At 71.6% G+C, this 19,938-nt stretch carries 18 protein-coding genes and 1 pseudogene; 10 read left to right on the top strand and 9 right to left on the bottom strand.

Annotation, left to right across the window (positions count from 1 at the left end; genetic code table 11):
- The first annotated feature begins 138 nt into the window (after positions 1-138).
- Positions 139-516 (top strand): hypothetical protein, encoded by a 378-nt coding sequence (locus tag FCN18_RS08395; protein ID WP_228713766.1) that lies wholly within the window; start codon positions 139-141, stop codon positions 514-516.
- Here FCN18_RS08395 and FCN18_RS08390 read toward each other — a convergent pair.
- The 6 genes and pseudogenes from FCN18_RS08390 to FCN18_RS08365 all read right to left on the bottom strand — a co-directional run bounded on the left by FCN18_RS08390 (position 489) and on the right by FCN18_RS08365 (position 5,738).
- Positions 489-893, bottom strand: coding sequence for a hypothetical protein (locus FCN18_RS08390; RefSeq protein ID WP_137094247.1), 405 nt, complete (start codon positions 891-893; stop codon positions 489-491). The genes FCN18_RS08395 and FCN18_RS08390 overlap by 28 nt on opposite strands.
- 202 nt (positions 894-1,095) lie before the next feature.
- Positions 1,096-2,292 carry a DNA polymerase IV gene (gene dinB / locus FCN18_RS08385; RefSeq protein ID WP_137094245.1) on the bottom strand — a complete coding sequence of 399 codons (1,197 nt, stop codon included), beginning with the start codon at positions 2,290-2,292 and terminating at the stop codon, positions 1,096-1,098.
- Positions 2,293-2,341: 49 nt separating this feature from the next.
- On the bottom strand, positions 2,342-3,574 hold the full coding sequence (locus FCN18_RS08380; RefSeq protein WP_137094242.1) for an RNA polymerase sigma factor: 1,233 nt from the start codon (positions 3,572-3,574) through the stop codon (positions 2,342-2,344).
- Positions 3,571-3,894 carry a YciI family protein gene (locus FCN18_RS08375; protein ID WP_112270585.1) on the bottom strand — a complete coding sequence of 108 codons (324 nt, stop codon included), beginning with the start codon at positions 3,892-3,894 and terminating at the stop codon, positions 3,571-3,573. The genes FCN18_RS08380 and FCN18_RS08375 overlap by 4 nt, the downstream gene beginning before the upstream one ends.
- 14 nt (positions 3,895-3,908) lie before the next feature.
- A pseudogene (locus FCN18_RS08370) lies at positions 3,909-4,509 on the bottom strand (dihydrofolate reductase family protein).
- 473 nt (positions 4,510-4,982) lie between these two features.
- Complete coding sequence (locus FCN18_RS08365; RefSeq protein WP_112270589.1) at positions 4,983-5,738, bottom strand: enoyl-CoA hydratase; 756 nt, start codon at positions 5,736-5,738, stop codon at positions 4,983-4,985.
- A gap of 127 nt (positions 5,739-5,865) precedes the next feature.
- Here FCN18_RS08365 and FCN18_RS08360 point away from each other — a divergent pair, with 127 nt between their 5' ends.
- The 3 genes from FCN18_RS08360 to FCN18_RS08355 all read left to right on the top strand — a co-directional run bounded on the left by FCN18_RS08360 (position 5,866) and on the right by FCN18_RS08355 (position 9,862).
- Positions 5,866-7,260 (top strand): glycerophosphodiester phosphodiesterase family protein, encoded by a 1,395-nt coding sequence (locus FCN18_RS08360; protein WP_137094240.1) that lies wholly within the window; start codon positions 5,866-5,868, stop codon positions 7,258-7,260.
- Positions 7,261-7,433: 173 nt separating this feature from the next.
- Positions 7,434-7,580: a hypothetical protein gene (locus FCN18_RS39020; RefSeq protein ID WP_158303072.1), complete on the top strand. Its 147-nt coding sequence runs from the start codon at positions 7,434-7,436 to the stop codon at positions 7,578-7,580.
- The gene (locus tag FCN18_RS08355) at positions 7,577-9,862 is read left to right on the top strand and encodes a molybdopterin-dependent oxidoreductase (RefSeq protein ID WP_137094237.1); all 2,286 of its coding nucleotides are present in this window, start codon (positions 7,577-7,579) and stop codon (positions 9,860-9,862) included. The genes FCN18_RS39020 and FCN18_RS08355 overlap by 4 nt, the downstream gene beginning before the upstream one ends.
- A 110-nt stretch (positions 9,863-9,972) precedes the next feature.
- On the opposite strand, the gene FCN18_RS08350 is transcribed toward FCN18_RS08355, so the two are convergent.
- Positions 9,973-10,875, bottom strand: a complete 903-nt coding sequence (locus FCN18_RS08350; RefSeq protein ID WP_137094235.1) for an SDR family NAD(P)-dependent oxidoreductase — start codon at positions 10,873-10,875, stop codon at positions 9,973-9,975.
- A gap of 96 nt (positions 10,876-10,971) precedes the next feature.
- Between FCN18_RS08350 and FCN18_RS08345 the strand changes: the two genes are divergently transcribed.
- From FCN18_RS08345 to FCN18_RS08330, 4 genes are all read left to right on the top strand, one after another.
- Positions 10,972-11,559, top strand: coding sequence for a TetR/AcrR family transcriptional regulator (locus tag FCN18_RS08345; RefSeq protein ID WP_137094233.1), 588 nt, complete (start codon positions 10,972-10,974; stop codon positions 11,557-11,559).
- A 71-nt stretch (positions 11,560-11,630) separates the two neighbouring features.
- Positions 11,631-12,647, top strand: coding sequence for a fatty acid desaturase family protein (locus FCN18_RS08340; RefSeq protein ID WP_137094230.1), 1,017 nt, complete (start codon positions 11,631-11,633; stop codon positions 12,645-12,647).
- 243 nt (positions 12,648-12,890) lie between these two features.
- Complete coding sequence (locus tag FCN18_RS08335) at positions 12,891-14,261, top strand: hemolysin family protein (protein ID WP_137094228.1); 1,371 nt, start codon at positions 12,891-12,893, stop codon at positions 14,259-14,261.
- Positions 14,258-15,259 (top strand): hemolysin family protein, encoded by a 1,002-nt coding sequence (locus tag FCN18_RS08330; RefSeq protein WP_137094225.1) that lies wholly within the window; start codon positions 14,258-14,260, stop codon positions 15,257-15,259. Before FCN18_RS08335 ends, FCN18_RS08330 begins: the two co-directional genes overlap by 4 nt.
- On the opposite strand, the gene FCN18_RS08325 is transcribed toward FCN18_RS08330, so the two are convergent.
- The gene (locus FCN18_RS08325; protein ID WP_137094223.1) at positions 15,256-16,182 is read right to left on the bottom strand and encodes a glycoside hydrolase family 43 protein; all 927 of its coding nucleotides are present in this window, start codon (positions 16,180-16,182) and stop codon (positions 15,256-15,258) included. The genes FCN18_RS08330 and FCN18_RS08325 overlap by 4 nt on opposite strands.
- A 55-nt stretch (positions 16,183-16,237) precedes the next feature.
- Positions 16,238-17,410, bottom strand: a complete 1,173-nt coding sequence (locus tag FCN18_RS08320) for a hypothetical protein (protein ID WP_113642105.1) — start codon at positions 17,408-17,410, stop codon at positions 16,238-16,240.
- Between the two features lie 154 nt (positions 17,411-17,564).
- Between FCN18_RS08320 and cysC the strand changes: the two genes are divergently transcribed.
- On the top strand, positions 17,565-18,170 hold the full coding sequence (gene cysC, locus FCN18_RS08315; protein WP_137094221.1) for an adenylyl-sulfate kinase: 606 nt from the start codon (positions 17,565-17,567) through the stop codon (positions 18,168-18,170).
- Positions 18,171-18,345: 175 nt separating this feature from the next.
- Positions 18,346-19,926 (top strand): alkaline phosphatase D family protein, encoded by a 1,581-nt coding sequence (locus FCN18_RS08310; RefSeq protein WP_137094218.1) that lies wholly within the window; start codon positions 18,346-18,348, stop codon positions 19,924-19,926.
- Positions 19,927-19,938 lie beyond the last annotated feature (12 nt).

Genomic DNA, 19,938 nt, shown 5'->3' with positions numbered 1-19,938 from the left:
CTGCGCTCAGGACAACGAGTTGCGCGTTCCCGACAGCGAGTTGCGCGTTCCCGGTACCGGCCCGGTGACCGGCGTGACAGCCCCTTGACAACGCGGTCGAACTCTTGTTCGAATCGAGCGGTCAGTCAGGGAGTGCGCGTGAACAAACCAGCTCAGCCGCCGTGCCGGTGGTGGCGGCGCGACGTCAGCTCGACGCCCACCCGCCCGGTGTGGACGCCGTCCGACGCCCCGCCTCCGGGGTACCGGCCGGTGGAGCCCGCCCAATGGGTGTGGGTGGACCTGCGGGCGGCGCTGCGGCGCGATCCGTTCGCGTTCCACGACGACGCCCCCGACGGGCTGCAGTACCGCTACGAGGTCAAGGGTCTGCTACGCGGCTGGATGCCCGCGGTGGACGGGGCGCCGCTGGGGATCGTGAGCTACCAGCTGCTCACGGCGGATCTCGAGTGGCGGACGCTGATCACGGCCTTCGTGCCGCAGCATCACATCCGCTACCGCGCACGCAGCGGAAGGGAGTAGGGCACTAGGACGGTTGTGACGAACCGAGCCATTCCGGGCGGGAAGACCGTCAGACGCGGTCGAGCCCGCGCACCACCGCGACGAGGTCGGCTACCACACCGGCCGGCTCGGCCCGGCCAGCACCACACGCACGGGCGGCTCGGCCCGGTCGGCACGACACACGGCGACGGTGGCGATGCGGCCTCCACACCGATGAGCGTGAACGCCTGCTCCGGCGCCACCACGTGGGCGAGCCCGCACAAGTTGTGTCCCTCCACCACCATCCGCCTGCGCACGCCGAAACCGCTCACCAGCTCGTCGATCCGGCGGTAGATCTCCGGCGCCGCGTCGTAGCCCACCGAGGCGAACGGCAGGTGGGCGGGCTCGGCCAGCCGCACCGACCTTTGGCGACGCCCGGCCGCTCTCGCACCGCGCTGGTGCCCGCGCGGGCAGCTTCACGTCCTCCACGGGCAGCACCACCACGGGCTCGCCTGCGAACGCGCGGCAGATGATGCCTATCCGGTTGCCGCCGGGCGAGCCGCCACGCTGGTCCCGGCTCGCCCGGCACAGAATCATCGACACGGCATCATCGGACACGGCCTAGTCGGGCAGTAGCGGCACGGAAAGGCCGGGATCGCGGCCGAGCAGCGTCGCCCTGGTGACCGAGGCCGCGCCGAACCGGTCGCGCACGGTGTCCAATGTGGAGTCCAGCGCGCTGCCCGACTGCTCGTCGAAGGGCAGCGCGAGCTGGACGGCGCCGTCGTCGGCGAGGTTGGTGAGCGCGACACCGATGAGGGTGAGCCCTTCACGCTGGATCGTCGGCATCGCGGCGACCAGCAGGATCCTGGCCGTGGCGAGGATCGTCTCGGTGTGGGCGGTGGACTCGGCGATGGTGTGCGACCGCGTCACGCGCGTGAAGTCGGCGTAGCGCAGACGGAGCACCACGGTGCGGCACACCCGCTTCGCGGCGCGCAGCCGCCTGGCGAGCTTGTCGACGAGGCCGGCGAGCAGCGCGTCCAGCTCCGCCGGTGACCGCCTCCTGCGGCCGAGAGCCCGCTGGGCGCCCATCGAACGACGCCTGCGGCCGACCTGCACGCGACGCGGGTCACGGTTGTGGGAGAGCGCGTGCAGGTGCCGCCCCGAGGCCCGCCCCAGCATCGACACCAGCGAGCGCTCGTCCAGGGCGGCGACCTGACCGACCGTGGTGATGCCCCGCTTGCGCAGCTTCTCCGCGGTGACGCGGCCGACGCCCCAGAGCCGCTCGACCGAGAGCGGATGCAGGAACGCCAGCTCCCCGTCGTGGGGCACGACCAGCAGCCCGTCCGGCTTGGCGACCCCGCTGGCGACCTTGGCGAGGAACTTCGTCCTGGCCACGCCGACCGTGATGGGCAGCCCTACCTGCTCCGCCACGTCCTGCCGCAGCCGGCGCGCGATCTCGGTCGGCGTGCCCGCGATCCGCCGCAGACCGCCGACGTCGAGGAACGCCTCGTCGATCGAAAGGCCCTCGACCACGGGGGTGGTCTGCCCGAAGACGGCGAACACGGCTTTGCTCGCCTCCGAGTAGGCCGACATCCGCGGCGGCACCACGATCGCCTGCGGGCACAGCCGTTTCGCGAGCGCTCCCCCCATGGCCGTGCGCACGCCGTGGGCCTTGGCCTCGTAGCTGGCCGCGAGCACGACCCCGCCACCGACGATGACGGGCCTGCCACGCAGGCGCGGGTCATCGCGCTGCTCCACCGACGCGTAGAACGCGTCGAGGTCGGCATGCAGGATCGGCCCCTCGTTCGACACGAACATATGTTCGCATAGGCCACCGACAATCCGCGTCGGCTTTCCAGGCGCGGCACTATCCCAGCTGGTCGCGGCGGCGTGCCAGGTAGGCGATCTCGGCGGTGTTGCCCGCCAGCTCGATGGCCTTGTCGTACGCCGCGCGCGAATCCCGGCTGCGGCCCAGCCGACGCAGCAGGTCCGCGCGGGTCGCGTGGTAGGCGTGATATGCGGCCAGTTTGCTCTCGAGACGGTCGACGGCCGCCAGCGCCACCTCCGGGCCGTCGATCTCGGCGACCGCGATGGCCCGGTTGAGGGCGATGATCGGCGAGGGGTCGAGGCGGACGAGCTGGTCGTAGAGGGCGACGACCTGCGACCAGTCGGTGTCGCGAACGTCCCGGGCAGAGGTGTGCACGGCGTTGATCGCCGCGAGTATCTGGTAGCGGCCCGGCGCGACCCCCGCGGCCAGTCGCTCGCGCACCAGTTGATGCCCATCGGCGATCAGTGCCACGTCCCAGGCCCCTCGGTCCTGCTCGTCGAGGGTGACCAGCTCGCCGCTCGCCGACACCCGGGCGGCGCGGCGGGCCTCGGTGAGCAGCATCAGCGCCAGCAGCCCGGCCACCTCGCCGTCCTCCGGCAGGAGGGCACGGACCAGGCGGGTGAGGCGGATCGCCTCGGCGGTCAGGTCGTGACGTACGGGATCGGTGCCGGGGCCGGTCGCCAGGTAGCCCTCGTTGAAGACGAGAAACAGGACGGCGAGTACGCCGGAGACGCGTGCCGGGAGATCCTCCGCGGACGGCACCCGGTAGGGAATGCCCGCCGCCTTGATCTTGGCCTTCGCACGGGTGATCCGCTGCCCCTTGGTGGCCTCCTGGACCAGGAAGGCACGCGCGATCTCGGGCACGGTCAGACCGCCGACCATGCGCAGGGTCAGCGCCACGCGGGTCTCCATCGCGAGCGACGGGTGGCAGCAGGTGAAGATCAGCCGGAGGCGCTCGTCGTCGATGGCGCCGAGAGGCCCGGGTGGATCGTCGTCGGCCAACAGCTGAGCCTCCTTCTGCTTGTCGTCGCGCTTGTTCTCGCGCCGGATCCGGTCGATGGCCTTGCGGTTGGCGGTGGTGGTCAGCCAGGCGCCGGGGTTGGGGGGAACGCCGTCGGCCGGCCACCGCTCCACGGCGGTCGCGAACGCCTCGGCCGCCGCCTCCTCGGCGATGTCGAGGTCGCGGAAACGCCTGGTCAGGGTGGCGACGACCCGGGCCCACTCCTCGCGGTGGGCCCAGGTGATCGCCTCCTGGACGTCGACCCCGTTCACAGGAACGGCCGCACCTCGACCTTCCGGTTGCAGGCCCTCGACCCCTCGGCGGCGAGTTTGAGCGCCACGTCCAGGTCGGCGGCCTCCATCACCCAGAAGCCGGCGAGGTACTCCTTCGACTCCAGGAAGGGCCCGTCGGTGAACATCGCCTCCGCGCCGCGATTGTCGATCACGGTGGCCGAGCTGGGCGAGGCGAGGCCACCGGCGAAGACCCAGTGGCCCTCCGCCTTGAGCCGGTCATTGAACGCGTGGATGGCAGCCATCTCGTCCGAGGTGGCCGAGTTCGTCTTGTCGTCGATCACGGAAACCAGGTACTGCATCTCGGACCACCTCCTCAGTCGGTCGCATACCTCGGACGCCCTGCCGGCCGGTAGACCTGGAGCGTGATGCCCTCCGGGAAGGCTCGCGATTCGACCAGGTCGAGCGCCATGTCCGGGCCGGTGGCGGGGAACAGTCGCGCGCCCTGGCCGACGATCACCGGGACGAGCAGCAGGTTCAACTCGTCGACGAGGCCGTTCTCGAGCAGCCACCGCGTCAGGGCGCCGCTGCCGTGCACCTGCAGCTCACCCGCCGGCTTGGCCTTGAGCTCGCCGATGGCGGCCGCCAGGTCACCGGAGAGTACGGTCGTTTTCCGACCACTTCGGATCGGTGAGCGTGCTCGATGCGACGTACTTGGGCTTCGTGTTCAGGGCACCGACGATGGGGTTCTCCAGATCTTCCCTCACGCCCCAGTACCCGGCGAACAGCTCGTAGGTCCGACGGCCGAACAGGAACGCGTCGGCGCGCTGGTACACCTGGTCGACGAAGGCCATGGCTTCACTGTCGAACAGCGGCCTGGCCCACCCGCCTCGCTCGAACCCGCCGGCTCGGTCCGGCCCACCGTTTCCCTGCATCACGCCATCGACGGAGACCTGGATGGTAGCGGTCAGTTTCATGATCGCGGTTCCCTTTCCGCTCGGGACGCCCCTCGCAGGCGGCCTCTCACCACTCCCACGAACGCCGCCGCCCCGATCCGACACCGCCTCCGGGCTTCTTTCAAGAACTTCGCGCCGCTTTCCGGGGTGAACCTCAGCCCTCGTGAATCCCGCGCAGGATCCGGTCCCGCGGGCGCTCGGGCGTGAACAGGTCCATGCCGTGCGCGGTACCCGCCGGTGCATCGGGTCGGTGAACGCGCTGTGGGCCGAACCCTGGCCGAACCAGCGGCGGACGAAGGCGGGCGCGAGCATGACCGCCAGGCCGGTGGCCATCCAGCGGCGCATCCGCCACCCCAGGTCACCGAGGCCGCCCGGACCGAGCGGTCACCGCCCGCGACGCGGCCGGGCTCGCGCAGCGCGAGATCGAGCGCGAGCCACGCCGACGTTCCCGGCCGCGGCCGCCACGGTCTCGTGACCGGCCGCCCACGAGACCGTCACGATTTGCGGAACCTCGCGACGACCTCCTGGATCGCGGGCCCGGTGGCCGACGAGGCCTGCGCCCACGACTCGAACTCCAGGGTCGCGCCGAAGTCGCCGGAGCGCGCCACGCCGACCGCGGACTTGATGTCGCGAGCGAGCGCCGGGTCGAGCGCTGCCCACCGGGCGGCCTTGTCGTGGGCGGCGGCGAGCGGGTCATCGGCCAGCTCCAGCGCGAGTCCCTGACGGACGGCCTCCGCACCGTCGAGCGCACCCCCGTCGAGCAGCAGCGCGAGCGCCTTCTGCGGGCCGAGCGCGTCGACGAGGAACCACGTGCAACCGCCACCGGGGTGCAGGCCGATCTTCGAGAACGTGGCCGCGAACGACGCGCGCGGGCCGGCGATCCGGACATCGCACGCCATCGCGAGGTTGAGCCCGGCGCCGACGGCCGCGCCCTGCACTGCCGCGATGGTCGGGATCTTCAGTGCCCGAAGCCGCAGGAAGCTGTCGTAGACGTTGTGCAGGTGGCCGCGCAGTTCACCGACCGAACGGCCCGCGGCCTCCCCGAACAGGGCCGGCAGGTCGGCGCCCGCGCAGAAGGCGGTGCCCTGCCCCGTGACGACGAGCGTCCTCGCGGCGGGCTGCCCGGCGACGGCCGACACGGCGTCCCCGAGCTCCCGGACCATCTCCTCGTCCAGGCAGTTGCGCCGATCCGGGTCGGTCAGCGTCAGGGTCCACTGCCCGCCGTCGTTGTGCAGGGCCACCTTGCTCATCGCGTGCTCACTCTCCGTCCGCGTCCTTACTCGACGTCCAAGGAGTATCAAGATCTATCCGGCGTTCAGCAAAACACCCCGCGAGCGTTCACGATCCGGACGTCCGCCCGGCCGAGACTCACCGCTCATGGTCCGAAGAATCCGACTCGTCCTCGTCGCGGCCATCGTCGCCGTGTTCGCCTCGCTGGTCGCCGCGCCCGCGGCGGCCTCCGGCCGTACCGACCTCGACCGCATCCACGACCGGCTGCTGCGCCACGACCCGGGCGCGCCGCTGCTGATCGCCGCCCACCGGGGGCAGTGGCGCGACGCGCCGGAGAACTCGCTCGCGGCCATCCGGCACGCGATCGCCGACGGCGCCGAGATCGTGGAGATCGACGTGCGCCCGACGCGCGACGGGCACCTGGTGCTCATGCACGACGAGACCGTGGACCGCACGACCAACGGGACCGGCAAGGTCTCGGAGCTCACGCTCGCGCAGGTCAAGTCGTTGCGCCTGAAGAAGGGCCTCGGCGGCGCACAGGCTCCGCTCACGTCACACACGGTGCCGACGTTCGAGGAGGCCATGCTCGCCGTCAAGGACAGGGCGATGGTGAACCTCGACAAGGGCTGGCCCGTGCGCGAGCAGATGTACGAGGTGCTGCGCCGGACCGGCACGGTCGACCACGGCCTGTTCAAGGGCAGCCCGACGGTCGCCGAGGCGGCGGCGTTCATGGAGAAGGATCCGGAGATCCTCTACATGCACATCATCAACGACGGCACGGCCGGTGTCGTCGGCACCTTCCCCGGCCGCCAGCCCGTGGCGTACGAGGTGGTGTTCGACGACGCCGCCGACCCGCAGGTCCAGCCCGCGACGCTCGCGAAGATCCGCGAGGAAAGCAGGATTTGGATCAACACGATGTGGAAGAACCTCGCCATCGACTACACGGACGAGGCGTCGCTGCGCGACGAGCGGCTCGGCTGGCGCACGGTCGTGCGAAGCTACGGCGCGAGCATGATCCAGACCGACAACGTCGAGGCGCTGGACTACTGGCGCGACGGCGGCGACCTCGACCGGTACGGCAAGCTGCCCGGCAACCGGTCGATCCGTGTCGAGGCCGAGGACTTCGCGCCCGGCGGGGAGGGCGTGGGTTACCACGACCTCGATCCGAACCGCTGCACGGTGGCGCGCCTTGACGAGGGCGTCGACATCTGCGACCTGGAGGGCGCCATCGCAGTCAACTGGATCAGGGCGGGCGAGTGGCTGAAGTACTCGGTCACCGTCGAGAAGGCCGGCGTCTACGACGTGTCCGCCCGCGTCTCCTCGCCCTACTCCCCCGCCGGCACGATCACGCTCGACTGGGGGCACACCGAGAGCGGGCCGTTCTCGATCGGCAACACCACGCACCACGAGGCGTTCGAGGTGCAGCCGCTGGAGCGGCGGTACCTCGGCAAGGGAGAGCACGAGTTCGTCGTGCGGATGGACGAGAACGCCTACCAGAACTTCAACCTGGACTACCTGCAGTTCGACCACATCGGCCGCTGAGCTCAGCGGTGTGCTCCCCGGCGCCGCGCCGGGGAGCACACCGCTGCCGCGCGTCGAACCGAACGAGTGAACGGTGAGGATCGGCGGTCTGCGCACGCGCCGACGATCTTCTCGTGGTGGTCGGCGGTCTCGGCGAAAGCCGGCCGCGACAGCACGTCCGTTATCGTGATCGCATGGCGGGCACCACCGGCACGGCGGCGCGGCACTCGCTGGAACGGCTGCGCGACGACACCATGACGGGCTGCTACCTCGCCGACCCTGGGCACGCCGCGCAGGCACTCGCCTACGCCGCCGACCGGACCCTCTCGGACACGGCATGAGCTGGTCGCCCACCACGTCACACTGGGGAGCGTTCCGCGCGCGGACCACCGAGACCGGCGAGCTGGAGGTCGCCCCGCATCCGCTGGACCGCCGGCCTTCCGCGTTACTGGGCAACGTCGCGGACAGCGTCCGGCACGCCACGCGGGTGCGCAGGCCGTCGATCCGCCGCGGCTGGCTCGAGCACGGGCCGGGACCCACCGAGCACCGGGGTGCGGAGGAGTTCGTCGAGGTGTCCTGGGACGCGGCCGCTGATCTCGTGGCCGCCGAGCTGGACCGGGTGCGCCGCGCCCACGGCAACGAGGCGATCTTCGGCGGTTCCTACGGCTGGGGCAGCGCGGGCCGCTTCCACCACACGCAGAGCCAGCTGCACCGCCTGCTCAACGTCCTCGGCGGCTACACGGCCTCGCGCAACACCTACAGCCACGGCACGTCGGCGGTACTGCTGCCCCACCTCGTCGGCGACGCGGGCACGCTGCTGTACCGCGCGGACACGTGGGGCACGATCGCGGCTCACACGGATCTGGTCGTGGCCTTCGGCGGACTGCCGCTCAAGAACGTCTCGGTGACGCCGGGCGGCAACACCGAGCACCCCACGGCTACGGCGCTGAGCACGATCGGCGAGTCCGGAGTGGAGCTGGCCGTGGTCAGCCCGCTCGCCGACGACGTGCCGAAAACACCGCGGGCCCGCTGGTACCCGATCGCGCCCGCGTCCGACGTCGCGCTCATGCTCGGCCTGGCGCACACGCTGCTCACCGAGAACCGGCACGACACCGCGTTCCTCGACCGCTACTGCACCGGGTTCGACACGGTCGCCGACTACCTCCTCGGCGCCGACGGCACCGTGAAAGACGCCGAGTGGGCGGCGGCGCGGTGCGGCATCGCTTCGCAGGACATCCGCGCGCTCGCCAGGCGGATGGCAGAGAGCCGCACGCTCGTCACGGTGTCGTGGTCGCTGCAGCGCACGCGGCACGGTGAGCAACCGGTGTGGGCGGGGCTGCTGCTCGCGGCCATGCTGGGCCAGATCGGCCTTCCCGGCGGCGGGTTCGGGCACGGCTACGGTTCGATCGGCGACATCGGCGACGACGGCCCGCTGCTGCCGTTGCCGACGCTGCCCCAGGGCCACAACCCCGTGCGGACGTTCATCCCGGTCGCCCGCATCGCGGACATGCTGCTGCGGCCAGGCGACGGCTACGACTACAACGGCGGCACGTACCGCTATCCCGACATCCGGCTCGTCTACTGGGCCGGTGGCAACCCGTTCCACCACCACCAGGACCTCAACCGGCTTCGGCGCGCGTTCGCCAGGCCGGACACGATCGTGGTGCACGAGCCGCATTGGACGGCCACGGCCCGCCACGCCGACATCGTCCTGCCTGCCACCACACCACTCGAGCGAGAGGACCTGGGCTCCGGCCGCCGCGACACCCACCTGATCGCCATGCACCGGGTGCTGAACCCGGTCGGTGAGGCGCGTGACGACTACACGATCCTCGCCGGGATCGCGGAACGACTCGGTAAGGGCGAGCGGTTCACCGAGGGCAGGACCGCCCGCGAGTGGCTCGTCCACCTCTACGACGAGTGGCGCGGCCGGCTCGCCGAGCGTGGGCACGACGCGCCGCCGTTCGACCGGTTCTGGGCCGAGGGTGAGTGGCGGCTGCCAAGCGCGGGCGAGCAGCCGACGCCCTTCGCTGCCTTCCGCGCGGATCCCCGGCGGCGACCGTTGCACACGCCGAGCGGCCGCATCGAGCTGTTCTCGTCCACAGTGGCCGCCTTCGGTTACGCGGACTGCCCCGGACATCCCGTGTGGCTGGAGCCGGAGTCCGATGTGGAACATCCATTGTGGCTGATCGCCAACCAGCCCAGCACCCGGCTGCACGGGCAGGGCGACGTCGGCGCGACGAGCCAGGCGGCCAAGGTGCGGGGCCGGGAGCCGATCGAGCTGCATCCCGACGACGCCGCGGAGCGCGGCATCGCGGACGGCGACGTCGTACGGGTGTTCAACGGCCGGGGTGCGTGCCTGGCCGGTGCGCGGCTCACCGGTGCCCTGCGACGCGGGGTCGCGGTGCTCGCCACGGGCGCGTGGTTCGATCCGTTCGACGACCCCGCTCAGCCCGGCGGCTCGCTGTGCGTGCACGGAAACCCGAACGTGCTCACCGAGGACGTGCCCACGTCGCGGCTGGCACAGGGCTGCGCCGGCCAGCACGCCCGGGTCCAGGTGGAGCGCTACGACGGCACTCCGCCGCCCGTGCGCACGCTGTTGCCGCCGCCGATCGCCGGTTGACCCGCTGGCCGCGGGCTCGAGTACTCCTCCGCCCGCGATGGCCTTCCGCCGCCTGAGGCACCACGCTGCTCCCCGCTCGCACGGCAGAGGATCGTCGGACACGGCCTGGCTCAACGCTCCGGCAAGAGCATCCGCCGTCCCGCCGCGACGCCGCCGTCGACGGGGACCGAGACGCCGGTGAGGTAGCCGAACCCGGGCGCCGCCATCGCCAGCACGGCCTGCGCGATCTGGTCGGCGGAGGCAACGGTCTTGAGCCCGTCGACGTTGAGCTGTCCGAGCGCGGCCTTCGCCCGCTCCCACGTCGGGTCGTCGAGTTCCGGCGGGCGGATCATGGGGGTGTCGGTGATGCCGGGCAGGATCGCGTTGACGCGGATGCCCTGCTCGCCGTACTCGAGCGCCGCCGACCGCACGAGCGCCTGGATCGCCTGCTTGCTCGCCTGGTAGAGCGAAAGCTCGGGGCGGCCAACGACGGCGCCGACCGACGAGTTGACGATGATCTGCCCGCCTCCCGCGTCGATCAGGTGTGGAATCTGGTATTTCATCGCCAGGAAGACGCCGCGGGCGTTGGTGGCCATCAGGTCGTCCCACTGCTCGAGCGTCGTCTCGTGCAGCCGTGCCGCGTACTGGATGCCCGCGTTGGCGAAGGCGATGTCGAGCCCGCCGTAGCGCCGGACCGCGCCGTCGACGAACCGCTGGACGGACCTGGGGTCGCGGACGTCGGCGTGCAGGTAGGTCGCCTCGCCGCCGGCCTCGCGGATCGTGCGCTCCACCTCGCGGCCGAGCTGCCTGCGTCTGCCGCAGAAGGCGACCTTCGCGCCGGCTGCCGCGAAGGCTCTCGCGGTTGCCTCCCCGATTCCCGACGTGGCGCCGGTGATCTGCACGATCTTGCCCTCGAACGGGCGGGCAGGACTCGGCTGGGCCGCCGCCGACGGTGCCAGCGCCGTCAGCCCCGCGACCGCTCCCACGCCCGCGACCCCGCCCAGAACCGCGCGCCTGCTGTGTTCGTGCGCCATGTCGATCTCCTCGCTAAAAGCAACTTGGTGTCGCTTTTAGCTCTACCGGAAGTCCGGGCCCTGGTGCAACGAAGTGTTGCGTTAAGCTTCGCGGTCATGGCGGGAGCACCACGCCCGGGCGGGCGCAGCGCGAAGGTCAGGGCCGCCGTGCTGGGTGCCGCGTTGGCCGAGCTCGTCGACGCCGGCTACCACGGGCTGACCCTCGACGGCGTCGCCCGCAGGGCGGGCGTGCACAAGACCACCGTGTACCGCCGCTGGGGCACCCGCGAGACGCTGCTCCTCGACGCGATCCGCGAGCGGGCCCAGACGCACGTGCCCATCCCCGATCACGGCTCGCTGCGCGCCGACCTGTTCGACCTGGCCCGCGCCGCCATCGCGAACCTGCGCACTCCCGAGGTGGGAGCGCTGGTCCGTGCCGCGGTGGCGCTCGCACCGCACGACCCCGCGGTCGCACGCGCCGGCACCGCCTTCTGGTCGGAACGGCTCGGCGTCGACGGCACGGTGGTCGAACGGGCCGTCGCGCGCGGCGAGATCACCGGGACCGATCCGCGGGAGGTGATCGAGGCCGTGCTCGGACCGCCGTACTTCCGCGTGCTGGTCACGGGCGAGGCGGTGTCCGACGCGTTCCTCCGCCGGGTCGTCGACCGCGTGGTCGACGGGCTGCCGAAACCCGGTCGGCGGTAGGGCAAACCCCCGCACGCATGCGGGTGTCGGCGGGCTTACCGCGTGGGCGCGCCGCGTCTAGACTCGAGTAGATGACTATCGACGACCTCGCGCCGCCCGTTCGCGGCAGCGATTACTCCCAGCTGTCCCGGCGGATCTCCGAAGCCGGGCTGCTCCGGCGGCGTCCCGCCTACTACGTCGCCAGGTTCGCCATCGTGGGCGTGCTGTCCGCGGCGGCCTGGCTGGCCTTCTTCCTGCTCGGCGACTCGTGGTGGCAGCTGGCGGTGGCGGCGTTCCTGGCCGTCCTCTTCGGACAGATCGCGCTGCTGGCACATGACCTCGCTCACCGTCAGGTGTTCCGGCGCCGCAAGCCGACGGAGGCGCTCGGCCTGCTGGTGGGCAACCTCGGCATCGGCCTCAGCTACGGCTGGTGGATGGACAAGCACACCCGTCACCACGCGAACCCGAACCACGAGGAGCTTGACCCCGACGTCGCACCCGACATCCTCGTGTGGTCGCAGCGGCAGGCGCGGCACAGCTCGGGCCTGGCGCGGTTCATCGGACGCAGGCAGGCGGCGCTGTTCTTCCCGTTGCTCACACTGGAGGGCCTGAACCTGCACGTGTCCGGGTTCCGCGCGGTGCTCTCCCCAGGGCTCAAGCGGCGCGGCCTGGAGGCCCTGCTGCTGACCACCCACGTCGTGGCGTACCTGGCGGCCGTGTTCCTCGTGCTCTCCCCCGGCAAGGCGCTCGTGTTCATCGCCGTCCACCAGGGACTCTGGGGCCTCTACATGGGATCGATCTTCGCGCCGAACCACAAGGGCATGCCGACGCTCAGCGGCGACGAGCGGCCCGACTTCCTGCGCCGGCAGGTGCTCACCTCGCGCAACGTGCGGGGTAGCCGCTTCATCGACGTCGCGCTGGGCGGGCTCAACTACCAGATCGAGCACCACCTGTTCCCGAACATGCCCTCGCCGCACCTGCGCCGCGCGCAGCCCATCGTGCGCGACTACTGCGCCGAGATCGGGGTGCCCTACCACGAGACCGGGCTGCTCAGCTCGTACCGAGAGGCACTGCGTCACCTCCACCACGTCGGCGCCCCACTGCGCTGACGCCCGCGAGTCGTGCGTTCCGGTTCGCCGGTCGGCGCGGGAACGCACAACTCGCCGCCGGGAGTGCACGACTCGCCACGAGTTGATCTGCGTCACACGCGGCGGTGTGTTGGAACTTTCGCAACGGGTCCGGTCGTGCTATGGATAGCGGACAATTCCGGCTGACCCTGACGAGAGGACAATGGACCCCTCCCGAAGTACCGTCCGCGTCGCCGCCGAGCTCGATGAGCTGGTGCCGACGCGATGATCATTGTCGACATTCTCCTCGGCATGCTCGTGGTTCTCCTGCTCACAGCCGCGACGGGCTACTTCGTCGCGCAGGAGTTCGCCTACATGGCCGTGGACCGTTCCCGCCTCAAGGCCCGCGCCGCAGACGGTGACACCGGCGCCGCACGCGCCCTGACCATCACCAGGCGCACGTCGTTCATGCTCTCCGGTGCCCAGCTGGGCATCACCGTCACCGGTCTGCTCGTCGGTTACGTCGCCGAGCCGCTGATCGGCACCGGTGTCGGCGAGCTGCTCGGCGGCGCCGGCCTCTCCAAGTCGGCAGGCGTGGCGATCGGTATCGCGTTCGCCCTGCTGTTCTCCACCGTGGTGCAGATGGTCTTCGGGGAGCTGTTCCCGAAGAACCTGGCGATCGCGCGGCCGGAGCCCGTCTCACGCTGGCTCGGGTGGTCGACCAACGTCTACCTCGCGGCGTTCGGCTGGCTGATCAAGCTGTTCGACCACGCGTCGAACCTGCTGCTCAAGGCGGTGCGCATCGAACCGGTGCACGACGTCGAGCACGCCGCGACGCCACACGACCTCGAGCGCATCGTCGACGAGTCCCGGCGCAGCGGTGACCTGCCCGCCGAGCTGTCCACTTTGCTCGACCGCGTGCTCGACCTCCACGAGCGCACGGCCGAGCACGCGATGATCCCGCGTCCCCGCGTCGCGACGGTGCCGGGCACGGCGACGGTCTCCGACGTGGTGACGCTCATGGCATCGGGACACTCCCGCTACCCGGTGCTCGGCGACGGCGTCGACGACGTGCGGGGCATCGTCTGCCTGCGCGACGTCCTTTCGCTCTCGCCGGCCGACCGCGACACCCGCCGGGTCACCGACATCGCGCGCGACGCGGTGATGGTGCCCTCGTCGCTGCCGCTGCGACAGGTGCTCGCGCAGCTGCGCGAGGCCGGTGAGCAGCTCGCCTGTGTCGTCGACGAGTACGGCGGCCTGGCCGGCGTGATCACCGTGGAGGACGTCGCCGAGGAACTCGTCGGGGAGATCGCCGACGAACACGATCCGGCGGGCGACGTGGCGACCCGGCTGGACGACGGCGGCTGGCTGCTCGCGGGCAGCGTGCACATCGACGAGGTCGAACGCCTGCTCGGGCACGACCTCCCGGAGGGCGACTACGAGACGATCGGTGGCCTGGTGATCACCGAGCTCGGCACACTGCCGGGGCCGGGCGACAGCGTCACGGTCGCACTCCCGCGCCGCCCCGGCGCCGCCGACGACGAGCCGCGGCGGCTGCTGAACATCACTGTCGGCGACGTGGACCGGCACGTTCCCGCGAGCGTGCGGCTCCGGATCGAGGAACGCGGCCGGACCTCCGAGGAGGTGGACCGGTGAGCGACCTGAGTCCATGGCTCGCCATGGCGATCGCCGCCGCGATCATCGCGCTGAGCGCGTTCTTCGTCGCGGTCGAGTTCGCGCTCGTCGCCGCCCGGCGTTACCGGCTGGAGGACGCCGCGGAGTCCAGCGCCTCGGCGCGGGCCGCACTGGCCAGTGCCAGGGAGCTCTCGCTGCTGCTGGCGGGCTCGCAGCTGGGCATCACGCTGTGCACGCTCGCGCTGGGTGCGGTCGCGAAGCCCGCCGTGCACCACATGCTCACTCCGGTCATGCAGGGCTGGGGCGTACCCACGGCGACGGCGGACGTGGTGGCGTTCGTGCTGTCGCTCGTGGTGGTCACGTTCCTGCACCTCGTGGTGGGCGAGATGGCGCCGAAATCGTGGGCCATCGCGCATCCGGAGCGTTCGGCGACCATGCTGGCGATTCCGATGCGGGTGTTCATGTGGTTCACCCGGCCGCTGCTGTTGGCCCTCAACGGCGTCGCCAACTGGTGCCTGCACCGCGTGGGCGTGGAGGCGGTCGACGAGGTCAACACGGGACGTACGCCCGACGACCTCCGCCAACTGGTGGACCACTCGGCCGAGGCGGGCGCGCTGGACCCGTCGCGGCACGAGCAGCTGGCGACCGCGCTCGACCTGCGATCCCGCCGGGTGCGTGACGTCATGGCCCCGAGGGAGGACGTCGCCGCCGTGCCGCCCACCGCGACCGTCGCCGAGATCCAGGAGGCGTCGCGCACGAGCGGGCACCTGCGCCTGGTCGTCCACGGCGAGGGCACGCTCGGTGTCGTGCACGTCCGCGACACCCTCGCGCAGCCGCAGGGCGCCACGGCGGCCGGCCTCATGCGGCCCGCGCAGGCCCTGCCCGCCGACACGCCGGTGCACACGGCGCTGACGACGATGCGGGACCGGCGCGATCACCTCGCGCTCGTCAAGGAAGGCGACGCCGTCGTCGGGCTGGTCACGATGCAGGACCTGCTCGACGAGCTCCTCTACACCTAGGGCACGTAGGGCGTGTCGGCGGTCCAGAGGAGGTCCGTGCGGTACATCGCACGGACCTCCCTGCCGCCGTCCCGCCAGGCGTGGAAGTAGAGGTGTTCGCCGGTCACGTCGGCCCCGCCCGGCGACTCGAGGCCGGTCGACCGGCTGTCGAGCAACGGCTCCCTCGCCTTGGTGTAGGGCCCGGTCAACGACGGCGATGTCGCGTAGCGCGTCTGGTAGGCCGGGCTCTGGAAGTGGTTGGCGGAGTAGAACAGCACGTACTGCGTCTCCCGCTTGATCAGCACCGGCGCTTCCACGACCCGGCCCTCGTCGGGACGGTCCACGCGCAGGAGCTCCACGCGGGGCCCGGTGAACGTGAGCCCGTCGGCGGCCACCGGCTGCAGCCAGATCGTCGACGGGTGCGCGTTGGTCTTGTAGAGCAGGTACCGGCTGCCGTCGGCGTCGACGAAGCTCGCCGGGTCGATGTTGCCGCCGAGCCGCGGCTCGCAGACCAGCGGCTGGTCTCCGACCGGCGTGAACGGTCCGTCGGGGGTGCCTGCCACGGCGGCGCCGAGGCACATGGTGTTGTCGCCGCTGCGGGCGCCCGTGAAGTACATGAGGTAGTCGCCTTGCGGGCGCTGGAACACGTCCGGCGCCCACGCACCCACGCCGGGCGCCATCCATGCCGGCTTCTGTGGCAGGGCGTCGCCGCGGGTGGTCCAGTCACCGCCGTCGTCGCGGGCGACGGCGTACGGAACCCGTTCCCGCTCTCCGCCCGTGGCGTAGCCGTAGTAGGTGCCGCCGAAAACGCTGACGTCGGGATCGGGGAAGTTGCGCGGAATCAACGGTTCGGGCGGGGCCACGCGCGCGGTGAACGCGGGCAGGCCGAACAGGGAGAGCAGCAGGGATCCGGCCGTCGTCAGTGCACTCAGTCGTGATCTCACGGCGCCCGGCTACCCCGCCGTTCCCGCGTCTCAACCACCCGAAACGGTCGAAGTGTCAGCGGCGCAGCTGAGCCTTGGCCCGCCAGTAGAGCCGCCGGGCGTGCATCGCCTGCGGGTACTGCTCGGTCAGGTGCAGCAGCGTCTGCCGGAACCGGCCGACGCCCGTCGGCGGCGGGGGCGGCGCGGGAGCCCGCGGGGGATCCCGCCGCAGCAGGGCCACGAGCGCGTCGACGGCGGTGGCGAGGAGCTCGGCGTCCGTCGGCGCCGCCGCGTCGGCGTCGGCGGCCTTGCCCGCCGGTGCCGACGGCAGCAGGTCACCGAGATCGCCGACGACGTCGTACCCGGCGGCGGCCAGCTCGTCGTGGAACCTCTGTGCGGCCTCGGCGACCCAGCTGTGATCCCTGGCGGGCAGCGGGATGTGAGTGGAACCGCTGAGCTGCGACAGGACCTTCGCGGCGAAGTCGTCCTTGACCACGTCCGCGTAGCGCAGCCACGGCATCTCGTCACCGAGCGCGGTGTTGACGCGGCGCAGCAACTCGGTCTCGGTCATGCCGAGGGAGAAGTTGTTGTAGAGCGGCACGTCGCTGGGGAACCTGGCCGGATCGAGCCCGAGCACGGACGCGAACCGCTCCCACAGCACGCCGCTCGCTGCCCCGCGCGGCGGCACGGTGACCACGTGGACCCGCTCGGGCGGCAGGCCCGCTCCCCACGTGCGCAGGACCCTTGGCAGGTCCTGGTAGTCCCAGAACAGGCGGGAGGTGTCGTTCAGCTCCGGCTCGCGCAGCGCGGCGAGGAAGTCGGCGAACGACGTCCGCTGCCGGGTCTTGACGTTCTCCTGCCACACCGACGGAATCTGCCGGGCGAGGTCACGGGCGGTGCACAGCAGGTGCACCTCGGCGAAGTCGAGGTCGGCCAGCGCGACGGCGGCTTCGGCGGGGCTCGCGGGAGCCAGCAGCTCCGTGGAGATCACCGACGTGCCCCGCCAGGCGCGGGCCTGCTCGACGATCCAGTCCCACGAGCCGGCCGTGCCGGGCTCCTTCCACTGCCCGTACCGGCCCTGGTGCACGTCCATGGCGGCGCGGTGGTGGGCGGCCTCGTCGTGCCCCGGGTAGAGGACCCCGTCCTCGGCGATCGCCTCGCGGTGGTGCCAGAGCAGTTCCTGCAGGGACGTGGTGCCCGTCTTCGGCAAGCCGATGTGCAGGTACACCCGCTGGGTGGGGGAGGTCATGGCCCCGGGATGTTAGTGGGTCGGGCGGGATGGTTTCCTGGCACCTTCCTGATTATTTCTCTCAGCACGATACGAACGACGTGCTGGGCGGCATGATGGGCGACCATGAGCGAGGACCGGCCCCGTGGCCGGGCGATACCGAGGAGGACCTTGTATGTCACCGGGCCCCGCCCTGCGGCTCAACCGCGGTGTGACGGTATGGCTGACCGGCCTGTCGGGCGCGGGCAAGTCGACCCTCGCCCGGACGGTGGCGTCCCTGGTCGGAGACGATGCCGAGGTCGAGGTCCTCGACGGCGACGAGATCCGCAAGACCATCTCCAGTGACCTCGGGTTCTCCCGGCCGGACCGGGACGCGCAGGGCCGGCGTGTCGGGTTCATCGCCGAGTTGCTGTCGCGGCACCGGGTGCTCACGCTGGTGCCGGTGATCGCCCCGTACGCCGAGACGCGGCAGGCGGTGCGGCAGCGCCACGAGGAGCGCGGGTCGGCGTTCCTGGAGGTGTACGTGAGCACGCCGCTGCGGGAGTGCGCGCGCCGCGACCCGAAGGGGCTCTACGCGAAGGTCGCCTCGGGTGAGATCACGGGGCTGACCGGCGTGGACGACGTCTACGAGCAGCCCGAGGCGCCCGACCTGCGGGTGGACACGAGCGAGCTGGACGCCGAGACGGCGGCGGGCCGCATCGTGGACCTGCTGCTCGAGCGTGGCCTGCTGGAGTACCTGGAGCGGCCGGTCCTGAGCGGGCGGGAGTCCTCCGGCCGGTAGCGGGCGCGCTCGCCCCGATGCAGTGAAGGCCACCTTCACTGCGTTGAACGCAGGCATGGTGGCCTTCACTGCATCGCGGGCGGCAGCGAGTCGGCCGGGGTCGCGACGCCTGGCCCCCATCCGCGGTTCACCTGGGCGTGGCCCCGGAGCCACCGGGACCGGTTAGACAGGGCGGATGAGCGAAGCCTCGACCGATCTCGGCCGCCGGCGGTTCCTCGCCGGAGTCTCCGCCGTCGCCGGTGCCGCCGCGCTGGCCGGGTCGCCCGTCGGCCGCGCCGCGGCCACGACCAGGCCTGGTGGCGGCAACTACCCGTTCCAGCTGGGTGTCGCCAGCGGTGATCCCACCGCAACGGGCGTGGTGCTGTGGACGCGGCTGGTGCCAGAACCGTTCGTGCCCGGCGGCGGCATGCAACCCCGCAGGGTGCCCGTGGAGTGGCAGGTCTCGCGCGACGAGCGCTTTCGTCACGTCGTCGCCGTCGGCTCGGCGTGGGCGCTGCCGGAGCTGGCGCACTCGGTGCACGTGGAGGTCGAGGGGCTCGCCTCGGACCGCGAGTGGTTCTACCGGTTCCGCTATCGCGGCGACGTCTCCCCCGTCGGCCGCACCAGGACGGCACCGCGTTCCGGAGCGCCGGTGGGCGCGCTGGCGTTCGCGTTCGCGTCCTGCCAGGACTGGGCCAGCGGCTACTATCCGTCCTACCGGCACCTGGCGCGGGAGGACCTCGACCTGGTGCTGCACCTCGGAGACTACGTCTACGAGGGCGGCATCCCCGCCGACGGCGGCTACCGCGGGCAGGACACGCCCGACGTGCTGCGCTCCGCGCCGCTGGACCTCGAACGCTGGCGGATGCAATACGCCCTCTACAAGAGCGACCCCGACCTGCGGCTCGCGCACGCGCGGTTCCCGTGGCTGGTGACGTGGGACGACCACGAGGTCAGGAACGACTACGCGGGTACCGAGCAGGAACAGGCGGGCGACATCAGCGCGTTGCGGGCGGCCGCGTACCAGGCGTGGTACGAGCACCAACCCGTGCGCGCGCCCTCGCGGCACGACGCGCTCGGCGGGCCCCGCATCCACCGCAGGCTCCGCTGGGGCAGGCTCGCGCAGCTCGACGTGGTCGACGGCAGGCAGCACCGGAGCGTGCCGCCGTGCGGCTGGGGCGAGGCGGACGCGTGCGCGGCCGCGTACGCGCCCGACGTGACGATGCTCGGCTTCCAGCAGGAGAGGTGGCTCTACGACGGGTTCGCCGCGTCGTCGGCGACGTGGAACCTCCTCGGCAGCAACGTGATGATGGCGCGGCTCGATCACGACGGGCCCTCGGGCAGCAGGCTGTGGCACGACGCGTGGGACGGCTTCCCCGCCGCCCGCAAGCGCCTCACCGACGCCTGGACGCGCCACGGCGTGCGCAATCCGGTGGTCGTCACCGGCGACTGGCACTCCAGCTTCGTCAACGACATCCACGGCGACTTCGACCGCCCCGACTCCCCCGTGGTCGCGACCGAGTTCGTCGGCACGTCCGTCTCCTCCAACGGCGACGGCGAGGTCTATGGGCCCTACTACGGGCCGATGATCAAGTACAACCCGCACATCCGGTTCTTCGACGGCGACCGGCGCGGTTACGTCCGGTGCCGGGTCGACCGCAAGGAGTTCCGGGCAGACCTGCAGATGGTCGACACGGTCGGCCGCCGCGACGCCGGCGAGTCGACGTTCGCGTCGTTCGTGGTCGAGGAGGGCAGGCCGGGCGCGCACCGTGCGTGACCCGGCGTGGTC

This window comes from Prauserella endophytica, assembly GCF_005146945.1.
Classification (GTDB): domain Bacteria; phylum Actinomycetota; class Actinomycetes; order Mycobacteriales; family Pseudonocardiaceae; genus Prauserella_A; species Prauserella_A endophytica.
Note: the sequence above shows the minus strand (reverse complement) of the source record. Positions and strands in the feature narration are given on the sequence as shown.

Excerpts from the sequence above, each read along its gene's own strand:
- dinB (WP_137094245.1), bottom strand. The coding sequence starts at position 2,292 with ATGTTCGTGTCGAACGAGGGGCCGATCCTGCATGCCGACCTCGACGCG.
- FCN18_RS08375 (WP_112270585.1), bottom strand. The coding sequence starts at position 3,894 with ATGCAGTACCTGGTTTCCGTGATCGACGACAAGACGAACTCGGCCACC.
- FCN18_RS08365 (WP_112270589.1), bottom strand. The coding sequence starts at position 5,738 with ATGAGCAAGGTGGCCCTGCACAACGACGGCGGGCAGTGGACCCTGACG.
- FCN18_RS08360 (WP_137094240.1), top strand. The coding sequence starts at position 5,866 with ATGGTCCGAAGAATCCGACTCGTCCTCGTCGCGGCCATCGTCGCCGTG.
- FCN18_RS39020 (WP_158303072.1), top strand. The coding sequence starts at position 7,434 with ATGGCGGGCACCACCGGCACGGCGGCGCGGCACTCGCTGGAACGGCTG.
- FCN18_RS08355 (WP_137094237.1), top strand. The coding sequence starts at position 7,577 with ATGAGCTGGTCGCCCACCACGTCACACTGGGGAGCGTTCCGCGCGCGG.
- FCN18_RS08350 (WP_137094235.1), bottom strand. The coding sequence starts at position 10,875 with ATGGCGCACGAACACAGCAGGCGCGCGGTTCTGGGCGGGGTCGCGGGC.
- FCN18_RS08345 (WP_137094233.1), top strand. The coding sequence starts at position 10,972 with ATGGCGGGAGCACCACGCCCGGGCGGGCGCAGCGCGAAGGTCAGGGCC.
- FCN18_RS08340 (WP_137094230.1), top strand. The coding sequence starts at position 11,631 with ATGACTATCGACGACCTCGCGCCGCCCGTTCGCGGCAGCGATTACTCC.
- FCN18_RS08335 (WP_137094228.1), top strand. The coding sequence starts at position 12,891 with ATGATCATTGTCGACATTCTCCTCGGCATGCTCGTGGTTCTCCTGCTC.
- FCN18_RS08320 (WP_113642105.1), bottom strand. The coding sequence starts at position 17,410 with ATGACCTCCCCCACCCAGCGGGTGTACCTGCACATCGGCTTGCCGAAG.
- cysC (WP_137094221.1), top strand. The coding sequence starts at position 17,565 with ATGTCACCGGGCCCCGCCCTGCGGCTCAACCGCGGTGTGACGGTATGG.
- FCN18_RS08310 (WP_137094218.1), top strand. The coding sequence starts at position 18,346 with ATGAGCGAAGCCTCGACCGATCTCGGCCGCCGGCGGTTCCTCGCCGGA.